Genomic DNA, 17052 nt, shown 5'->3' with positions numbered 1-17052 from the left:
CTCCGACGGCGCCGCGATCGAGATGCGCGACGGCGACGACGAGGATCTCGAGCGGGCGGCGGCCAACCTGGGCATCAACCTGTCCCGGAACGAAGCGGCCACCGTCGACGATCTGGCGAACTAGGGCGTTGGCCGGGTGCCGTGACGAATTACGGCTCGGCACCCGGCCACCGCGTTCGAATCCAATAGAGAACTTTTGCTCGTATTCGACCCGCACAGGGGAAAGGAAGTTACGTGCTAGACGTCAACTTCTTCGATGAACTCCGGATCGGCCTCGCCACCGCCGACGACATCCGCCAGTGGTCCTACGGCGAGGTGAAGAAACCGGAGACCATCAACTACCGCACACTCAAGCCGGAGAAGGACGGCTTGTTCTGCGAGAAGATCTTCGGTCCCACCCGGGACTGGGAGTGCTACTGCGGTAAGTACAAGCGCGTCCGCTTCAAGGGCATCATCTGTGAACGCTGTGGCGTCGAGGTGACCCGCGCGAAGGTGCGCCGTGAGCGGATGGGCCATATCGAGCTGGCCGCCCCGGTCACCCACATCTGGTACTTCAAGGGTGTGCCGAGCCGCCTCGGCTACCTGCTCGACCTGGCGCCGAAGGATCTGGAAAAGATCATCTACTTCGCCGCCTACGTCATCACCGCCGTCGACGACGAGATGCGGCACAACGAGCTGTCGACTCTCGAGGCCGAGATGGAGGTCGAGAAGAAGACCGTCACCGATCAGCGCGACGCCGACCTCGAGGCCCGGGCCCAGAAACTCGAGGCCGATCTGGCCGAGCTCGAGGCCGAGGGCGCGAAGTCCGATGTCCGCCGCAAGGTCAAGGACGGCGGCGAGCGCGAGATGAAGCAGCTCCGCGACCGCGCCCAGCGTGAGCTGGACCGGCTCGAGGAGATCTGGAACACCTTCACCAAGCTGGCCCCCAAGCAGCTGATCGTGGACGAGGTGCTCTATCGCGAGCTCACCGACCGCTACGGCGAGTACTTCACCGGCGCGATGGGCGCGGAGTCCATCCAGAAGCTGATGGAGAACTTCGATATCGAGGCCGAGGCCGAGAACCTGCGCGAGACCATCCGCAGCGGTAAGGGCCAGAAGAAGCTGCGCGCGCTCAAGCGGCTCAAGGTCGTCGCGGCGTTCCAGTCCAACGGCAACTCGCCGATGGGCATGGTGCTCGACGCCGTTCCGGTGATCCCGCCGGAGCTGCGGCCGATGGTGCAGCTCGACGGTGGCCGCTTCGCCACCTCCGACCTGAACGACCTCTACCGGCGCGTCATCAACCGCAACAACCGCCTCAAGCGACTGATCGACCTCGGTGCCCCCGAGATCATCGTCAACAACGAGAAGCGGATGCTGCAGGAGTCCGTCGACGCACTGTTCGACAACGGCCGTCGCGGCCGGCCGGTCACCGGCCCGGGTAACCGCCCGCTGAAGTCCCTGAGCGATCTGCTCAAGGGTAAGCAGGGTCGTTTCCGGCAGAACCTGCTCGGAAAGCGTGTCGACTACTCCGGCCGTTCGGTCATCGTCGTCGGCCCGCAGCTGAAACTGCACCAGTGCGGTCTGCCCAAGCTGATGGCGCTGGAGCTGTTCAAGCCCTTCGTGATGAAGCGGCTGGTCGACCTGAACCACGCGCAGAACATCAAATCCGCCAAGCGGATGGTCGAGCGGCAGCGGCCGCAGGTGTGGGATGTCCTCGAAGAGGTCATCGCCGAGCACCCGGTGCTGCTGAACCGTGCGCCCACCCTGCACCGCCTCGGTATCCAGGCCTTCGAGCCGCAGCTGGTCGAGGGTAAGGCCATCCAGCTGCACCCACTGGTCTGTGAGGCGTTCAACGCCGACTTCGACGGTGACCAGATGGCCGTGCACCTGCCGCTGTCCGCGGAGGCGCAGGCCGAGGCCCGCATCCTGATGCTGTCCTCGAACAACATCCTGTCCCCGGCGTCGGGTCGCCCGCTGGCCATGCCGCGTCTGGACATGGTGACGGGTCTGTACTACCTGACCCGGCTCGACGAAGGCGCCAAGGGCGAGTACCAGCCCGCGACGGCCGACGGCCCGGAGCAGGGCGTGTACTCCTCGCCGGCCGAAGCACAGATGGCGGTGGACCGCGGCGAGCTCACCGTGCGGTCGACCATCAAGGTGCGGCTGACCGATCAGCGTCCGCCCAAGGACGTCGAGGCGGAACTGTTCCCGGAGGGCTGGCGGCGCGGTGACGCGTGGACCACCCTGACCACCCTGGGCCGGGTGCTGTTCAACGAACTGCTCCCGGGTGACTACGCGTTCATCAACGAGCCGATGCCGAAGAAGCGGCAGGCGACGATCATCAACGATCTCGCCGAGCGCTACCCGATGATCGTGGTCGCGCAGACCGTCGACAAGCTCAAGGACGCCGGCTTCTACTGGGCCACGCGTTCGGGTGTCACCGTCTCCATGTCGGACGTGCTCGTTCCGCCGGAGAAGGCCGAGATCATGGAGCGCTACGAGGCGCAGTCCGACCAGATCGAGAAGAAGTACCAGCGTGGTGCGCTCGATCACCAGGAGCGCAACAACGCCCTGGTCAAGATCTGGCAGGAAGCGACCGAAGAGGTCGGTAGGGCGCTGCGCGCGCACTACCCGGCCGACAACCCGATCATCACGATCGTCGATTCGGGCGCCACGGGTAACTTCACCCAGACCCGTACCCTCGCCGGTATGAAGGGCCTGGTGACGAACCCGAAGGGTGAGTTCATCCCGCGGCCGATCAAGTCCTCCTTCCGTGAGGGCCTGACGGTGCTGGAGTACTTCATCAACACCCACGGTGCTCGTAAGGGTCTGGCCGACACCGCGCTGCGTACCGCCGACTCGGGCTACCTGACCCGTCGTCTGGTGGACGTCTCGCAGGACGTGATCGTGCGCGAGCACGACTGCGGCACCGAACGCGGTATCACCGTGCACATCGCGGAGAAGCAGCCCGACGGCCTGCTCATCCGGGACCCGCACGTGGAGACCTCGGCCTATGCCCGCACCCTGGCCGCCGACGCGCTCGACGAGAGCGGCAACGTCGTGGTCACCAAGGGCGCGGACCTGGGCGATCCCGCGATCGAGGCGTTGCTGGACGCCGGTATCACCGAGGTGAAGGTTCGCTCCGTGCTGACCTGCACCACCGGCACCGGAGTCTGCGCGACCTGCTACGGCCGCTCGATGGCCACCGGCAAGCTCGTCGATATCGGCGAGGCCGTCGGTATCGTCGCCGCGCAGTCCATCGGTGAGCCCGGTACCCAGCTGACCATGCGTACCTTCCACCAGGGTGGTGTCGCGGGTGACGACATCACCGGCGGTCTGCCCCGTGTGCAGGAGCTCTTCGAGGCTCGGGTGCCCAAGGGCAAGGCGCCGATCGCGGAGGTCTCGGGCCGGGTGCGGCTGGAGGACGACGACCGCTTCTACAAGATCACCATCATTCCCGACGACGGCGGGGACGATGTGGTCTACGACAAGCTGTCCAAGCGTCAGCGGCTGCGCGTGTTCAAGCACGACGACGGTACCGAGCGGCTGCTCTCCGACGGCGATCACGTCGAGGTCGGCCAGCAGTTGCTGGAGGGCGCGGCGGATCCGCACGAGGTGCTGCGCGTGATGGGCCCCCGGCAGGTCCAGATCCACCTGGTCCACGAGGTCCAGGAGGTCTACCGGAGCCAGGGTGTGTCCATCCACGACAAGCACATCGAGGTCATCGTCCGCCAGATGCTGCGCCGGGTGACGATCATCGATTCGGGCGCCACCGAGTTCCTGCCCGGTTCGCTGACCGAGCGTTCGGAGTTCGAGGCATCCAACCGTCGCGTGGTCGCCGAAGGCAACGAGCCCGCGGCGGGTCGTCCGGTGCTGATGGGTATCACCAAGGCGTCGCTGGCCACCGATTCGTGGCTGTCGGCGGCGTCCTTCCAGGAGACCACCCGAGTCCTGACGGACGCGGCGATCAACTGCCGCTCCGACCGGCTCATCGGCCTCAAGGAGAACGTGATCATCGGTAAGCTGATCCCGGCCGGTACCGGGATCAACCGGTACCGCAACATCCAGGTTCAGCCGACCGAGGAAGCGCGTGCCGCGGCGTACGCGGTGCCGTCCTACGACGACACCTACTACAGCCCGGAGGGCTTCGGTGCCTCCACCGGTGCCGCGGTCCCGCTGGACGATTACGGTTTCAGCGACTACCGGTAGCCGGTAGGTAGCAACAGCGTTCGGCCCCGCACCGCTTCGGTGCGGGGCCGAATTGCGTTCCGGGCCGCGCTATCCGCCGGGTCGGTTCAGCGGTGGGAATATGAACCGGGCATTTCGATCACATTGCGCTCAAACGTCGTTCGTCCGAACTTTGGTGAATAGCGTTGCAGCGCACTGTCTGCCGGAGTCGTCGAACAGTGGCCGGACCGACGACCGCCGGAGGGCTCATGACATCGCGAATCACCCAGCTTGCACGTGGTATTCGGGCACGTGGGGCGCGTCCGAAGAGCGGCAGCGCGGAGGTTACGAAGCCGGCGCGTCGCCGCCGATGGTTCCGGCGGCTCGCGGTGATCGGCACGGTCCTGTTCGTGCTCCCCGCAATGCTCGGGGCGGCCGCCCTGGCCGCGACCGGGGACTCCGAATCGGTGGCGACCGCCGGTTTCCCGGCACTGAACTGGATGAACATCCGCGATTCCAGCGGCGTCGAACTGACCCACTATCGATTCGTCACCACACACGGCAGTATCTTCGAGCCGCTGGAGACGGCCATCTCGGTGGTGCTCGGGCTCGAATTCGCCGGCTATATCGTCATCGTGACCAGTGCGATCTGGGTGATCGGCTACACGATGAGCTTTCACTGGCTCGATCCGTTCGGCGACGCGCTGTCCGGAGTCGCTCGCAGCCTGCACGCGCAGATCGGTATCCCGATGGTGCTTCTCGTCGCGGCGTCACTCGGTGCGTTCATCGTGGCGTGGTTCGTATTACGCGGTCACCACGCGCGGGCCGCGACCCAGGCGGTCACGATGGTCGGGGTCGCCGTGATCGGCCCGATCTTCATGGCCCAACCGCTCGAGGATGTACTTTCCTCGCACGGGCTGATGTCGCAGGGGCGCGATCTCGGTATCGCGGTGGCTGCCGGACTCACCGGGCACGCGTACAGCGACCCCACCGGACTGGTGGCGACGATGCAGGTGAACATGGCCGACAATTTCGCTCGGCGGCAAGTCCAGGTGTGGAACTTCGGGCATGTGGTCGACGACCGGCCCGGCTGCGCGGCCGTGTGGTCGGCCGGGGTGCGGTCGGGTTCGGATTCGGCTCTGGCATCCGGGCTGCGCAGCTGCGGTGATCTGGCGGCGCACCAGGCGGCGCTGAACCCGACCATGGGGCAGGTCGGTTCGGGGCTGGTCGTGCTGCTCTGTGCCGGCATCCTGCTCGCGTTCGGGGCCTATCTCTCGGTCAAGATCATCTGGGCCGCTCTCGATTCGGTTTTCCACGGTTTCGCGGCGATCTTCGGTTTCGCGGCGGGCGGCTTCGTCTACGGTCCCACGCAGACCTTTCTGGTGCGCAATCTCGTGGACAGTTTCTACGGTGCCGTGGTGATGGCGGCCTATGTCATCTATCTGGGTTTGTATGTGCTGTTCCTCGGCAACCTGTTCGACCAGGCCCGCGGCCAGGCGACGGTGGTACTGATCCTGGCCGCGGTGGTCGAAGTCGTGGGCCTGCTCCAGTTCCGGCGGTTCGCGGCCGCGCTGCGCCAGGGCAACGAGTGGATCGTCAACCGGTTCTCCCTCGCTCTGCAACAGGCGCCGGGTGGAGGCGGTGCGGGCGGGGCCGGCGGCGGCACGGCACTCGGTATGGGTTCCAGCGGACTCGCCCACTCCGGCGTACCGGGACTCGGGTTGCTCGCCGGTGCCGCCGCACTCTCAACCTTGAACAACAACCCGGCATCGGCCTGGCTGTTCAACCGGGTATCACCGCTGGAACCGCATTCGATGAAACGGCAGAGCGCGATGCTCGACCAGTGGGGTGTGTGGAATGCTCGATGGAACGGTGAGAAGGCCGGTGGTCCAGATGGGCTGGCCACGCACGCCTACCTGGATCGACTACATCTCTCGCACGCCGCCCGCGATGCGGCGGCCGTCGCCCGTGACGCCGGTCGCGGCGGGGTGAACACAACGCGGGGTGCGGCGGCCGCGGTCGACGGCGTACTGGTCGACGGGGGCGGATTCCTCGGGCAGGTCGCCGCTTCGCTGCGCGGCGCCGGCTTCACCGACGAGGACATGATCCAGCGCGCGGTGGAAGCGCGGGGTTACGTGGTGAAACACGGGAGCGATGTGTCGCTGGCCGACAAGAACCTGGCCGAAGTCGTCGCGGCCTCCCACTACGCCTCGGCGATGAATACCCCGGCCGCCCACGCCGAGCTGGAGCGCGCTGTTCTCGCCTACTCGCTCGGACGGGAGGGGCTCCGACTGGAAGGCGCGGCGCAGCGGGCCGGTGCGGAATATCTGGCCGCGCCGTCACGGGAGAAGCTGAACCAGATCCAGAAGGTCGCGGCCGGCGAGGAGACGGCCGCTTACTCGGAGGCGGACGCCTCCCGGATTCTGCGCTGGATCGGAGACGAACACGCGCAACGGGTTTCCACCGCGATGACCGATTTCGTCCTGAACCCTACCGATCCCGAGAGCCGCCGCCGCTTCTTCGCCGCGCAGAACGCGGCCGTCGATACCGACTACTGGGCCGCCGAAGCGACCCGCGCGCCCGCGTCCGCCTTCGCTGCCGGGGGCTGAGTCGCCGAATCCGTGACGGCCGTCGCGGAGTCGGAAACGGTGGATCCGTCCGCACGCGGCCGGGGCGCGGCAGTGCGCGCGTGGGTCGCGTAGAGGGTCAGGCCGACGAACGCCAGACCGCCCACCAGATTGCCGATCACCGTGGGGATCTCGTTCCAGATCAGGTAATCACCGATCGAGAAATCGCCGCCGAGGAGCAGCCCGGAGGGGAACAGGAACATATTGACGATCGAATGCTCGAACCCCATATAAAAGAACAACATGATGGGCATCCACATGGCGATGACCTTCCCGGACACCGAGGTCGACATCATCGCCGCGACCACACCGGTGGAGACCATCCAATTGCAGAGCACACCGCGAATGAAGAGGGTGAGCATTCCCGCGGCACCGTGATCGGCGTAACCGACCGTGCGCGAGACGCCGATTTCACCGAGTTTCTGTCCGACTTCGTTGGGGTCCATCGAGAAACCCATGGTCACGATGACCGCCATCATGATCGCGACGGTGAACGCGCCGAGGAAGTTGCCGGTGAACACCAGACCCCAGTTGCGCAGCAGGGCTCGCCAGGTCACACCGGGCCGCCGGTCCAGCCAGGCCAGCGGTACCAGGGTGAACACGCCGGTGAGCAGGTCGAATCCGAGTAGGTAGAGCATGCAGAAACCCACCGGGAACAGGACCGCCCCGAGTAGCGGCTGGCCGGTCTGCACCGTGATGGTGACCGCGAAGGCCGCGGCGAGCGCCAGGATCGCCCCGGCCATATAGGCGCGGATCACGGTGTCGCGCGTGGACATGAATGCCTTCGCTTCGCCGGCGTCGATCATTTCTTTCACGAAGTCCGCTGGTTTGAGATAAGACATGGCACGCCCTTCGGTTGTGGTCTTTCGTGCCGAAGTGTGCGATGCCGAGATTTCCCGCCCGTATCGTGCCGAGCGCACCCGTGTTACCGGGCCCTCACCGGATCTTTGCGGCGGTATGTGCCTCGCGCGTGACCTTGTGGGACGGCCACGCCGATCATGATGTCTCGGACGTAAACATTGTGATACCGATTCGGTTCGGCGTGTTCGGCGATGGGAGGCTTTCGATGTTTCCCGATGCTAGGAGTCTCGTATGGAACCGATCATGAGTAAGCGCGCGGCCGCCGACCTCGTTGTCGCCGCCCGTATCCGCCGGGGGCTGTCCTGGGCCGATATCGCCGACGCTCTCGGTGCTCCGCTGGTCTGGACGACCGCGGCGTTGCTCGGGCAGCATCCGATGACGGCGGAGCAGGCGGGCAAGGTCTGCGGCTTGCTCGGGCTGGACGATTCGGTGGCCGAAAGCCTGGCGTTGCAGCCGGCCCGCGGCGCCGATCCGGCGCTGATGAGCGATCCGACGATCTATCGCTTCGTGGAGGCGCTCTCGGTGTACGGGCCCGCGTTGAAGGAACTCATCCACGAGGAGTTCGGTGACGGGATCATGAGCGCCATCAACTTCAAGGTCGATTTCGCCCGCCGTCCCGACCCCGACGGCGACCGGGTGGTCATCACCTTCGACGGGAAGTTCCTCGACTACCGGTGGTGATCCGGGACCACCACCCGAGCGGGTCTCACTGGTTGTGCGGTAGTTCCTCGGCGAGCCGCTGGAGGTAGCCGGCGAACCGGCGGCGGTCGGCGGGGGACCAGTCGTCGGTGAGCCGGTCGAATACCTGCCGTTGCCAATCGTGGGCGTCGGCCAGCAGGCGGATACCCGCCGGGGTGAGGTACAGGGCGGTGCGGCGCCGGTCCAGGTCGGATTCGCGGCGTGAGAGGTAACCGGCGGTGGTGGCGTCGCGGACCATCCGGCTGGCTCCGGAATGATCGAGGCCGAGCTGATGGGCGACCGCGGTGATGGTCGCCTCGTCCGAGGCATCGGCGGCACCGGCCACCGCCTCCACGACCTGGACGTGCTGAGCGTTGCCCAGCTCCGCGCTCTGCCCCCCGGCGCCGCGCTGTATCCAGCGCCGGGACCAGAACCGAACCAGGCGGAACAGGGCGGGCCCGCCGTCCGCGGGGGAGGAGCTGCCGCTCATATGGACCAATCTATCCTCTTCAAAAATTTCCGTGCGATACGCATGTACATTGTATGTGTAACGCATGTAATCGAGAGGAGGGTCCCATGTCCGACCCGAGTAACACCCCGCGCATCGTGCTCGACCACACCATCGTGCCTGTGTCGGATCGCGTGGCGGGGGCGACGTTCTTCGCCGAGCTCATGGGGTTGGCGGTGGGCGACCCGGCCGGCCCGTTCGTGCCGGTGCGGGTGAACGAGGATCTGACGTTCGATTTCGACGACCGCGGCCGCGTCGAGCCGGGGCACTACGGCTTCCTGGTCGACGAGGCCACCTTCGACGCCGTACTGCGACAGCTGGCGCAATGGCCGGCTGTCGAGTACGGGTCGGGGCCCGGGAGCGGCTGGGACCGGGATATCAACCACCTGGGCGGTGGTCGCGGTGTGTACGTCCGCTCGCCGGAAGGGCACAGCTACGAAATGTTCACCGTGGCCAGTTGACAGCGCGTGCCACCGGCATCGAGAAGCGCATCCGGCTGCTCGGGGACGCGGGCATGGTGGTAACGGAGAAGCAGAGCCGGATCCGGTACTCCCGCCGGGCCCGATGCGTTCCGGCGGGACATGGCCTCGCGAAGGCCCGGTTCAGCGCTCGCTGTCGAGGGCGCTCATCTGCGCCTCCGCGTACCGGCTACCCGCCACCGCCGCGGCCGGTACCGCGGCCTCGATCGCGGCGGTCTCGGCCGCGGTGAGCGCGATATCGAGCGCGCCGAGCGCCTCCGACCACCGGCTCCGGGTGCGTGCCCCGATCACCGGAACGATATCGTCGCCGCGACTCAGTACCCAGGCGATGGCCAGCTGGGCGGTGGAGACGCCGTGACGCCGCGCGAGGGCGGCGAGCGCGTCCACCAGGTTCAGGTTGGCGGCGAGGTTGTCGCCCTGGAAGCGCGGAGTGTGGGCGCGGTAGTCCGTCTGTCCGAACCCGGTGCTGCGGCCGGGAGCCGTATCACTGAGCAGCCCGCGGGAGAGCACCCCATAGGCGGTGATCCCGATACCGAGTTCGCGGCACACGGGCAGAATCTCCGCCTCGATCCCGCGTGAGAACAGCGAGTACTCGATCTGCAGATCGGTGATCGGGTGTACCGCGGCCGCCCGGCGCAATGTTTCGGCGCCGACTTCGGACAGGCCGATATGCCGCACATACCCCGCCTCGACGAGTTCGGCGATGGCGCCGACGGTGTCCTCGATCGGTACCGCCGGGTCCAGCCGCGCCGGACGGTAGATGTCGACATGGTCGACCCCGAGCCGGCGCAGGCTGTAGCTCAGGAAATTGCGCAGCGCGGCCGGACGGCTGTCGAATCCCTGCCAGGTGCCGTCCGGTCCGATCATGCCGCCGAACTTCACGCTGAGGATCGTTTCGTCCCGGGGGCGGGCGGCGATCGCCCGGCCCACCAGCAACTCGTTGTGGCCCATACCGTAGAAATCGCCGGTATCGACGAGCCGGGCGCCGGAATCGAGTGCGGCGTGCACGGTGGCCGTCGATTCGGTCTCGTCGGCGGGGCCGTAGGCACCCGACATCCCCATCGCGCCCAGCACGATTCGCCCGACCGTCGGCCCGGTATTGCCCAGCTGCGCGACTGCGATCTGTGTATTCGTCATACAGACCACCGTGGTGGACCCATCCCGCTCGCGGCAGAGACGCTTTATCGGGGGAGCGGCGATCCCTGGCTCACCGCGCGGCGGTACGCGACAGTGGAGGTATGGATCGCAGCGAACTCGCCGATTTCCTCCGTCGCCGCCGGGAACAACTCACCACCGAGGCGGTGGGGCTGCCCCCGGGTACCCGCCGTCGGACCCCGGGCCTGCGCCGCGACGAAGTGGCGCAGCTGGCCGGCATCTCCACCGATTACTACACGCGGCTGGAACAGGCGCGCGGGCCCCGGCCGTCGACCCAGGTGCTCGCCGCCCTGACCCGTGCGCTGCGCTGTACCGCCGACGAACGCGATCACATCTATCTCCTGTGCGAACACGCGCCGCCCGGCGGCCGCCGGACCGACAAACATGTCGGCCCGGGGCTGATGCACGTGCTCGCGAAACTGGACGATATCCCGGCGGCGGTGATCACCGATCTCGGCGAATGCCTGGTGCAGAACCGGATGCACACCCTGCTCTTCGGCGACCAGGCCGAACAGCAGGGCTGGAACCGGTTCTATGCCTGGCGATGGTTCACCGAACCGGAAGCCCGGGCGATCGCCCGGGTGCAGGACACCGACCGGCTCGCCCGCGTACAGGTGGCCGATCTACGGGCCACCGCCGCGCGGCGGCCGAAGGACCCGGACGTCATCGAGTTCATCGGCGCGCTACGGGCGAGGAGTCCGGAGTTCGAGCGGCTCTGGACCGAGCACGAGGTGGCGGTCCGGCACTCCGACACCAAGAGTGCCGTGCACCCGGAGGTCGGCGTGATCGACATGTTCTGCGAGACCATGCTCACGCCCAACGCCACCCAGCGGCTGCTCATCTACTGGCCGCTGCCGGGTACCGATGCCGCGGAGAAGATGGAACTGCTGCGCGTCATCGGCACTCAGCGGCTGGATGCGCCGGAGCGGCCGTCCTACTCGCGACCAGCCGAGGTGAACGACATATCCGCATAGCGCGGTCCGGCCACCTGGCCGGCGATCGGTTCCAGCCGGTCCAGTTCCGCCGCGGTCAGGGTGACCGCGGCCGCGGCGGCGTTCTCCGCGAGCCGGGTCCGGCGGCGGGTGCCGGGAATGGGTACCACCGGCAGTCCGTGGACCTGTCCCCGCGACTGCACCCAGGCCAGCGCGATCTGGGCGGGCGTGAGTTCGCGCGCTTCGGCGATGGCGTGCAACGGTGCGAGGAGGGCGGCGTTGTGTGCGGCGTTGTCGCCGGTGAAACGTGGCATATGCCGCCGGAAATCGCCCTCGCTCAGGGCGTCGGTGCCGGGCAGGGCTCCGGTGAGGAAACCGCGGCCCAGCGGTGAATAGGGCACGAATGTGACGCCCAGTTCGGCGGCGGCGGGCACCGCCGTACGCTCGACGTCGCGGGAGAACAGCGACCACTCCGACTGCACCGCCGCGATCGGATGGACCGCATGCGCGGCGCGTAGTTCCGCCCCGGTGACCTCGGACAGGCCGAGCGCGCGCACCTTCCCCGCGTGCACCAGCTCCGCCATGGCACCCACACTGTCCTCGATCGGTACCTCGGGATCGCGCCGGTGCATGTAGTACAGGTCGATGGTGTCGGTGCCGAGGCGGCGCAGGCTGGCGTCGACGGCCCGGCGGATGTAGTCGGGTGAATTGTCGATACCGCGGTAGTGCGGGTCGTCGGCCTTGCGGACGATCGCGAATTTGGTGGCCAGCACGATCCGGTCCCGGTTGGCGCGGACGAAATCGCTCAGGAACTCCTCGTTGTCGCCGGAGCCGTAGATATCGGCGGTGTCGAACAGGGTGATGCCGAGTTCCAGGGCGCGGTCCAGGGTCGCGCGGGATTCCGCGCGGTCGGTGGGGCCGTAGAACTCGCTCATACCCATGCAGCCCAGCCCCTGGACACCCACCCGGATCTCGGTGGTGCCCAGCGGAGCGGTCGGCAGTACTGCGGAGGTGGTCATGGTTTCGGGTATCCCTTCACGATGCTGCGTTGTCCGGTGACCGGGTGGCGTCGCCGGGGACGTGCTGCTCGTAGAGCGAGATCTTGTGATCCAGCACCGCCACGGTCTGTTCGAGTTCGGCGATACGTTCGAGGACGTCGGCGCGGGTCTTGCGGAACATCGCGAGCCGTTCGGGGATCGTGCTCGCGCCGGCGCGGACCAGTTCGGCGTACCGGATCATGTCCGCCACCGTCATACCGGTGGTGCGCAACCGGGTGATCAGCGTCAGCCAGTCCAGGTCGCGGTCACTGAACCGGCGTTTGCCGGTGTGGTCGCGGCCGATATGGGCCAGCAGGCCGATGCGCTCGTACCAGCGCAGCGTGTCCTGGCTCAGACCGCAGTGCCGGGCCGCCGCCCCGATCGAATGCCGGGGGAGATCCCGAGCCGGGTCGGTGACGTCCGGGCCGGGTTCGGTGATACTCACGCCGACTACTCTCCTTGCCGAAAACTATTGCGCCACAGAGGCTTCCGTGTGGCGCTCGATATCCTCTCGTCGAACGAGGACAACGTTATCCACCTGGAGTGGACTCCAAGCAAGCGCTGATCGGTGGATCAGTTGCCGTGTGGCCGCCGGGCGCGGGGCCTCAGCTGCCCACCGGGCATCGGCGGCGCCGGAATCCGCTGGTCCGGGGTGTGGCCGGTGATATCACCGAAACGCTCGGTGTTGTGCGACTCCCAATCCGTGCGGGCCGCCACGATCTCCGCGTGCTCGCGCGCGACGAAGTTCCACCACATCACCAATTCCTCCGCGAGCGGCTCCCCGCCGATCAGGGCGAACCGGCCGCCGGAGTCGCTGGACAGGTCGAGGCTGTCGCGGCCGGTGCCCAGATACAGCAGCGGGCCCGGCGTGAGCTCGCAACCGGCGGCGGTGACTGTGTCCTCGATCGCCAGCAGTGCGTACTCGTACTCCGGCTCCAGCGGCAATGTGGACGCGGTCGCGGGATCGATCTCGATATCGGCCCCCACCAAGGGGGTGTAGATCGTTGCCGGCGAGGTCACCCCGGCCAGCGAACCCAGCAGTACGGTCGCTCGCAGGCCCGGGGCGGTGTGGACGGGCAGGTTCCGGTGCTGTTCGAAATGGGGAGCGATATCGCGGTGCCCCGCCGGCAGCGCGACCCACAATTGCAGCCCGCGCCCGGCGGGTGCCTCGGGCACCGTGTACTCCGAGTGGGCGATCCCGCGCCCGGAGGTCATCAGATTGAGCTGGCCGGGTTCGATGCGCACATCCGAGCGCACCGAATCCCGGTGCCGGATCATTCCCTCGAACGGCCAGGTGACGGTCTGCAGACCGATATGCGGATGCGGATCGATATCCGGCGGCGCGTCGGTGACGGTCACCGTCGGAGCGCCGAAATAGTCCAGGAAACACCAGGCTCCGACGGTCGGCAGTTCCCGCTGCGGCAGGGTCCGTTCCACATAGGTGCCGCGTACGCCACCCAGCGGCACCTCCCGGGCCGGATACAGCCGCGTTATCGGACCCGGTCCGACTCCCGGCTCGCACAGGGTCTCGGTGGGGTGCGGATCGAGGTCACTCACCGCCGCCGACCACGTGCTCGTTGTACTGCGGATGCTTCTCCAGATAGCTCCGGATGAACGCGCACTCGGGCCGGATCCTGCGCCCGCGGTCCACGGTGTCGGAGATCGCGAACTCGGCCAGCCGGCTGCCCAGCCCCTTACCGCCGAACTCCGGTCCGATCTCGGTGTGGGTGAAGACGGTTTCCCCGCCGCGCTCGGTGTACTCGGCGAAACCGGCCAGTTCGGCGCCGTACCACACCTCGTAACGGTTCTCGCCGGGGTTGCGCACCACCTTGCTCTGCTCGGTCGCTTCGGTCATCTCCGCGGCTCCTTTCCGTATTCGGCCATCTGTTCACGACGCCACGACCTGGGGTCGTACCGCCGAGCGCCAGCGTACTCAGCCGCACGCGACCCGGGCGGCGCGCTCGGACGGGCGACGTGGCCCGTCCTTGTCCAGGGGGGCGCCGCCCGGAACACGCGAGCACCAGCGCATCCGGGGTTCGGCACGTAACCTGGGGGGATGGCCAAGGAAATCGACCGGGTCCGGGCGCGTTCGGCGTGGGCCACGGTCAGGGAGAGCCCGGTGATCACCACGATCGCGGTGGCGCCGATCGTCGTGGTGTTCGGTCTGGTGTGGTGGCTGATCGGCGGCTGGGCGGCGTTCCTGCTGCTCGTCGTGCTCGGCGCCGGCGCGGTGTTCGGCGGCAAACTGCTGCGCTGAGTATCAGCGCGGTACGTGGAAGGTCACCAGGTCGCCCGCACCCGGGCCCACCCGGTCCCATTCGCCGGGTAGGCGCAGCACCGCCAGCGCGGACGTGGGGAACTTGCGGCTCAAGCGCAGGGCCTCCTCGGTATCGTGCGCGGCCGCGAGGTCCCAGGCCGTCCACGGCATGCCCGGCGCATGCCCGATCACCAGCAGGGTGGAGACGGCGGGGTCGGTGAGCCCGATCAGTTCGAACAGATAGTCGGTCGTGGCCTCGTAGATCCCGGACTCGAACTCGACCGGCGCGGTGATACCGGTGGCGCCGAGTGTTTCCCGGGTACGGGTCGCGGTGGAACAACGCACCGCGTCGATCGGCGGCTGGTTCGCCCGCAGCCAGGCGCCCGCCAATGCGGCCTCCCGCTGCCCGCGCGGCGCCAGCGGGCGCTCGTGGTCCTCGATTCCGGCCGGGTACGCCGATTTCCCGTGCCGCATCAAGATCAGAGTCCGAGCCATGGGACCACCGTAGGCACCCTCCGTGCGGAGATCCAGAACACACTCGAGGCAAACTGAAAGCGGCGTCACAATAGAGGTAGGCCCGGTGATCCCGGTCCACGCTCAGTCGTCACGCCCTGCCACCCGCGACCCGGACGGCACCAGCCCGCATATAAGTCTCGAGGATCTGCACAAATATGGCCTACGTAATCACGCAGCGTTGCTGTAATGACGCGAGCTGCGTTTCCGAGTGCCCGGTCGACTGCATCCGCCCGACTCCGGATCAGCCGGAATTCGCCACGACCGAAATGCTCTACATCGACCCCGACACCTGCATCGACTGCGGCGCCTGTGTCGACGCGTGCCCGGTGGAGGCCATCTTCTCCGAGGACGATCTGCCCGCGTCGCTGGACCGCTTCCGGGAGATCAACGCGGCCTGGTTCGAGCGGCATCCGCTGGAGTCGAACCTGGATCCGATCGCGACCCCGGTGCGGCCGCCCAAGGATCTGGGTACGTTGCGGGTCGCGATCGTCGGTGCCGGCCCGGCGGCCGCCTACGCGGCCGACGAACTGTTGCGGCGCTGCGATGTCCAGGTGGAGATGTTCGACCGGCTGCCCACACCGTGGGGTCTGGTGCGCGCGGGGGTGGCCCCCGACCATCCCGGCACCAAAACGGTCGCGGGCATGTTCGAATCGGCGTTCCGGCGCGACACCCTGCAGTACTACTTGAACGTCGAAGTCGGTAAGCACATCACCCACGAGGAACTGCTGGCCCATCACCATGCGGTCCTCTACGCGGTGGGCGCCTCCTCGGACCGGCGGATGGGTATCCCGGGCGAGGACCTGCCCGGCAGCCATTCCGCGACCGAGTTCGTGGCCTGGTACAACGGACACCCCGACTACGCCGACCGGGTCTTCGACCTCTCCGGTGAGCGGGCGATCATCGTCGGCAACGGCAATGTCGCGCTCGACGTCGCCCGCGTGCTGACCGTGAACCCCGACGAACTGGCGAAAACCGATATCGCCGACCACGCCCTGGCGGCCTTGCGCGGAAGCAATATTCGCGAGGTCGTGGTGCTGGGCCGGCGCGGCCCGCTGCAGGCGGCCTACACCTCACCGGAGTTCCTGGCGCTGGCGCACCTGGCCGGGGTGGATATCGTCATCGACCCGGCCGAACTGGAACTCGACCCGGCCTCGCAGGCGCTGCTCGACCACCCGGACGTCGAACCCTCGCTGAAACTGAAATACGCGCTCGCCGAGGAATTCGCGGCGAAACCGCCGGCCGAGGGCAACAAACGGATCGTGTTCAAGTATCTGGCCGCCCCGACCGCACTCACCGGCACCGACAAGGTCGAAGCACTGGAGTACGCCCGCAACGAACTGGTGGAAGAGGACGGAATCCTCAACGCCCGCCCCACCAGCGAGATCGGCAGCCTCCCGGCCTCGCTGGTGCTGCGGTCGATCGGCTACCGCGGACAGCCCGTCCCGGACCTGCCCTTCGACGACAACCGTGCCGTGGTCCCCAACGAACACGGTCGCGTGATCGGTCCCGACGGCCTGCCGCTCACCGGTGTGTACGTCAGCGGCTGGATCAAACGCGGCCCGCGCGGGGTGATCGGTTCCAACCGGGTCGACTCCGAGGAAACGGTCGAGGGCCTGATCGCCGACTTCATCGCGGGCAAGCTGGCCGCTCCTACCGCCGACCGGGACGCACTGCGCGCCTTGGTCCAGGAACGCCAGCCGGACCTGGTGGACCGGGTAGGCTGGAAAGCCATCGACCAGGCCGAACGCGGCGCCGGCAAGGAGTCGGGCCGGCCCCGGGTCAAGTTCACCACCCTCGCCGACCTGCTCCAGGCGGCCAAGGGCGGTAGCTGACGGCTGTGTTTTTGGCGGCGCCTT

The 17052-nt window shown here is 67.5% G+C and carries 15 protein-coding genes; 7 read left to right on the top strand and 8 right to left on the bottom strand.

Annotated features, from left to right (window positions below; translation table 11 throughout):
• Positions 1-234 precede the first annotated feature (234 nt).
• Positions 235-4188, top strand: a complete 3954-nt coding sequence (locus tag NF4_RS32355; RefSeq protein ID WP_063131205.1) for a DNA-directed RNA polymerase subunit beta' — start codon at positions 235-237, stop codon at positions 4186-4188.
• Positions 4189-4415: 227 nt separating this feature from the next.
• Positions 4416-6755, top strand: coding sequence for a hypothetical protein (locus NF4_RS32350; protein WP_157120723.1), 2340 nt, complete (start codon positions 4416-4418; stop codon positions 6753-6755).
• On the opposite strand, the gene NF4_RS32345 is transcribed toward NF4_RS32350, so the two are convergent.
• Entirely contained in the window at positions 6698-7615 is a 918-nt protein-coding gene (locus NF4_RS32345) for a formate/nitrite transporter family protein (RefSeq protein WP_084533735.1), read from the bottom strand. The genes NF4_RS32350 and NF4_RS32345 overlap by 58 nt on opposite strands.
• A gap of 250 nt (positions 7616-7865) precedes the next feature.
• Between NF4_RS32345 and cynS the strand changes: the two genes are divergently transcribed.
• Positions 7866-8315, top strand: a complete 450-nt coding sequence (gene cynS / locus NF4_RS32340) for a cyanase (RefSeq protein ID WP_063131203.1) — start codon at positions 7866-7868, stop codon at positions 8313-8315.
• A 25-nt stretch (positions 8316-8340) separates the two neighbouring features.
• On the opposite strand, the gene NF4_RS32335 is transcribed toward cynS, so the two are convergent.
• Complete coding sequence (locus NF4_RS32335) at positions 8341-8802, bottom strand: MarR family winged helix-turn-helix transcriptional regulator (protein ID WP_063131202.1); 462 nt, start codon at positions 8800-8802, stop codon at positions 8341-8343.
• A gap of 86 nt (positions 8803-8888) precedes the next feature.
• On the opposite strand from NF4_RS32335, the gene NF4_RS32330 reads away from it, so the two are divergent.
• On the top strand, positions 8889-9281 hold the full coding sequence (locus NF4_RS32330; protein WP_063131201.1) for a VOC family protein: 393 nt from the start codon (positions 8889-8891) through the stop codon (positions 9279-9281).
• 141 nt (positions 9282-9422) lie between these two features.
• Here NF4_RS32330 and NF4_RS32325 read toward each other — a convergent pair whose 3' ends face one another.
• Positions 9423-10436, bottom strand: coding sequence for an aldo/keto reductase (locus tag NF4_RS32325; protein ID WP_063131200.1), 1014 nt, complete (start codon positions 10434-10436; stop codon positions 9423-9425).
• 101 nt (positions 10437-10537) lie between these two features.
• Between NF4_RS32325 and NF4_RS32320 the strand changes: the two genes are divergently transcribed.
• Positions 10538-11428 (top strand): helix-turn-helix transcriptional regulator, encoded by an 891-nt coding sequence (locus NF4_RS32320; protein ID WP_063131199.1) that lies wholly within the window; start codon positions 10538-10540, stop codon positions 11426-11428.
• On the opposite strand, the gene NF4_RS32315 is transcribed toward NF4_RS32320, so the two are convergent.
• From NF4_RS32315 to NF4_RS32300, 4 genes are all read right to left on the bottom strand, one after another.
• Complete coding sequence (locus NF4_RS32315; RefSeq protein WP_063131198.1) at positions 11389-12405, bottom strand: aldo/keto reductase; 1017 nt, start codon at positions 12403-12405, stop codon at positions 11389-11391. The genes NF4_RS32320 and NF4_RS32315 overlap by 40 nt on opposite strands.
• Before the next feature lie 16 nt (positions 12406-12421).
• Positions 12422-12868, bottom strand: coding sequence for a MerR family transcriptional regulator (locus NF4_RS32310; protein ID WP_232330749.1), 447 nt, complete (start codon positions 12866-12868; stop codon positions 12422-12424).
• A gap of 128 nt (positions 12869-12996) precedes the next feature.
• The gene (locus tag NF4_RS32305) at positions 12997-13980 is read right to left on the bottom strand and encodes a pirin family protein (RefSeq protein ID WP_063131197.1); all 984 of its coding nucleotides are present in this window, start codon (positions 13978-13980) and stop codon (positions 12997-12999) included.
• Positions 13973-14278, bottom strand: a complete 306-nt coding sequence (locus NF4_RS32300; RefSeq protein WP_063131196.1) for a GNAT family N-acetyltransferase — start codon at positions 14276-14278, stop codon at positions 13973-13975. The genes NF4_RS32305 and NF4_RS32300 overlap by 8 nt, the downstream gene beginning before the upstream one ends.
• 201 nt (positions 14279-14479) lie before the next feature.
• Between NF4_RS32300 and NF4_RS32295 the strand changes: the two genes are divergently transcribed.
• Positions 14480-14680 carry a hypothetical protein gene (locus tag NF4_RS32295; RefSeq protein ID WP_063131195.1) on the top strand — a complete coding sequence of 67 codons (201 nt, stop codon included), beginning with the start codon at positions 14480-14482 and terminating at the stop codon, positions 14678-14680.
• Between the two features lie 3 nt (positions 14681-14683).
• Here NF4_RS32295 and NF4_RS32290 read toward each other — a convergent pair whose 3' ends face one another.
• Complete coding sequence (locus NF4_RS32290; RefSeq protein ID WP_063131194.1) at positions 14684-15175, bottom strand: SixA phosphatase family protein; 492 nt, start codon at positions 15173-15175, stop codon at positions 14684-14686.
• A 176-nt stretch (positions 15176-15351) separates the two neighbouring features.
• Here NF4_RS32290 and NF4_RS32285 point away from each other — a divergent pair, with 176 nt between their 5' ends.
• The gene (locus NF4_RS32285) at positions 15352-17028 is read left to right on the top strand and encodes a 4Fe-4S binding protein (RefSeq protein WP_063131193.1); all 1677 of its coding nucleotides are present in this window, start codon (positions 15352-15354) and stop codon (positions 17026-17028) included.
• The last annotated feature ends 24 nt before the right edge of the window (positions 17029-17052 follow it).

The sequence above is a fragment of the Nocardia fusca NBRC 14340 genome (assembly GCF_001618425.1).
GTDB lineage: Bacteria > Actinomycetota > Actinomycetes > Mycobacteriales > Mycobacteriaceae > Nocardia > Nocardia fusca.
This window is presented reverse-complemented; position numbering and strand designations above follow the sequence as displayed.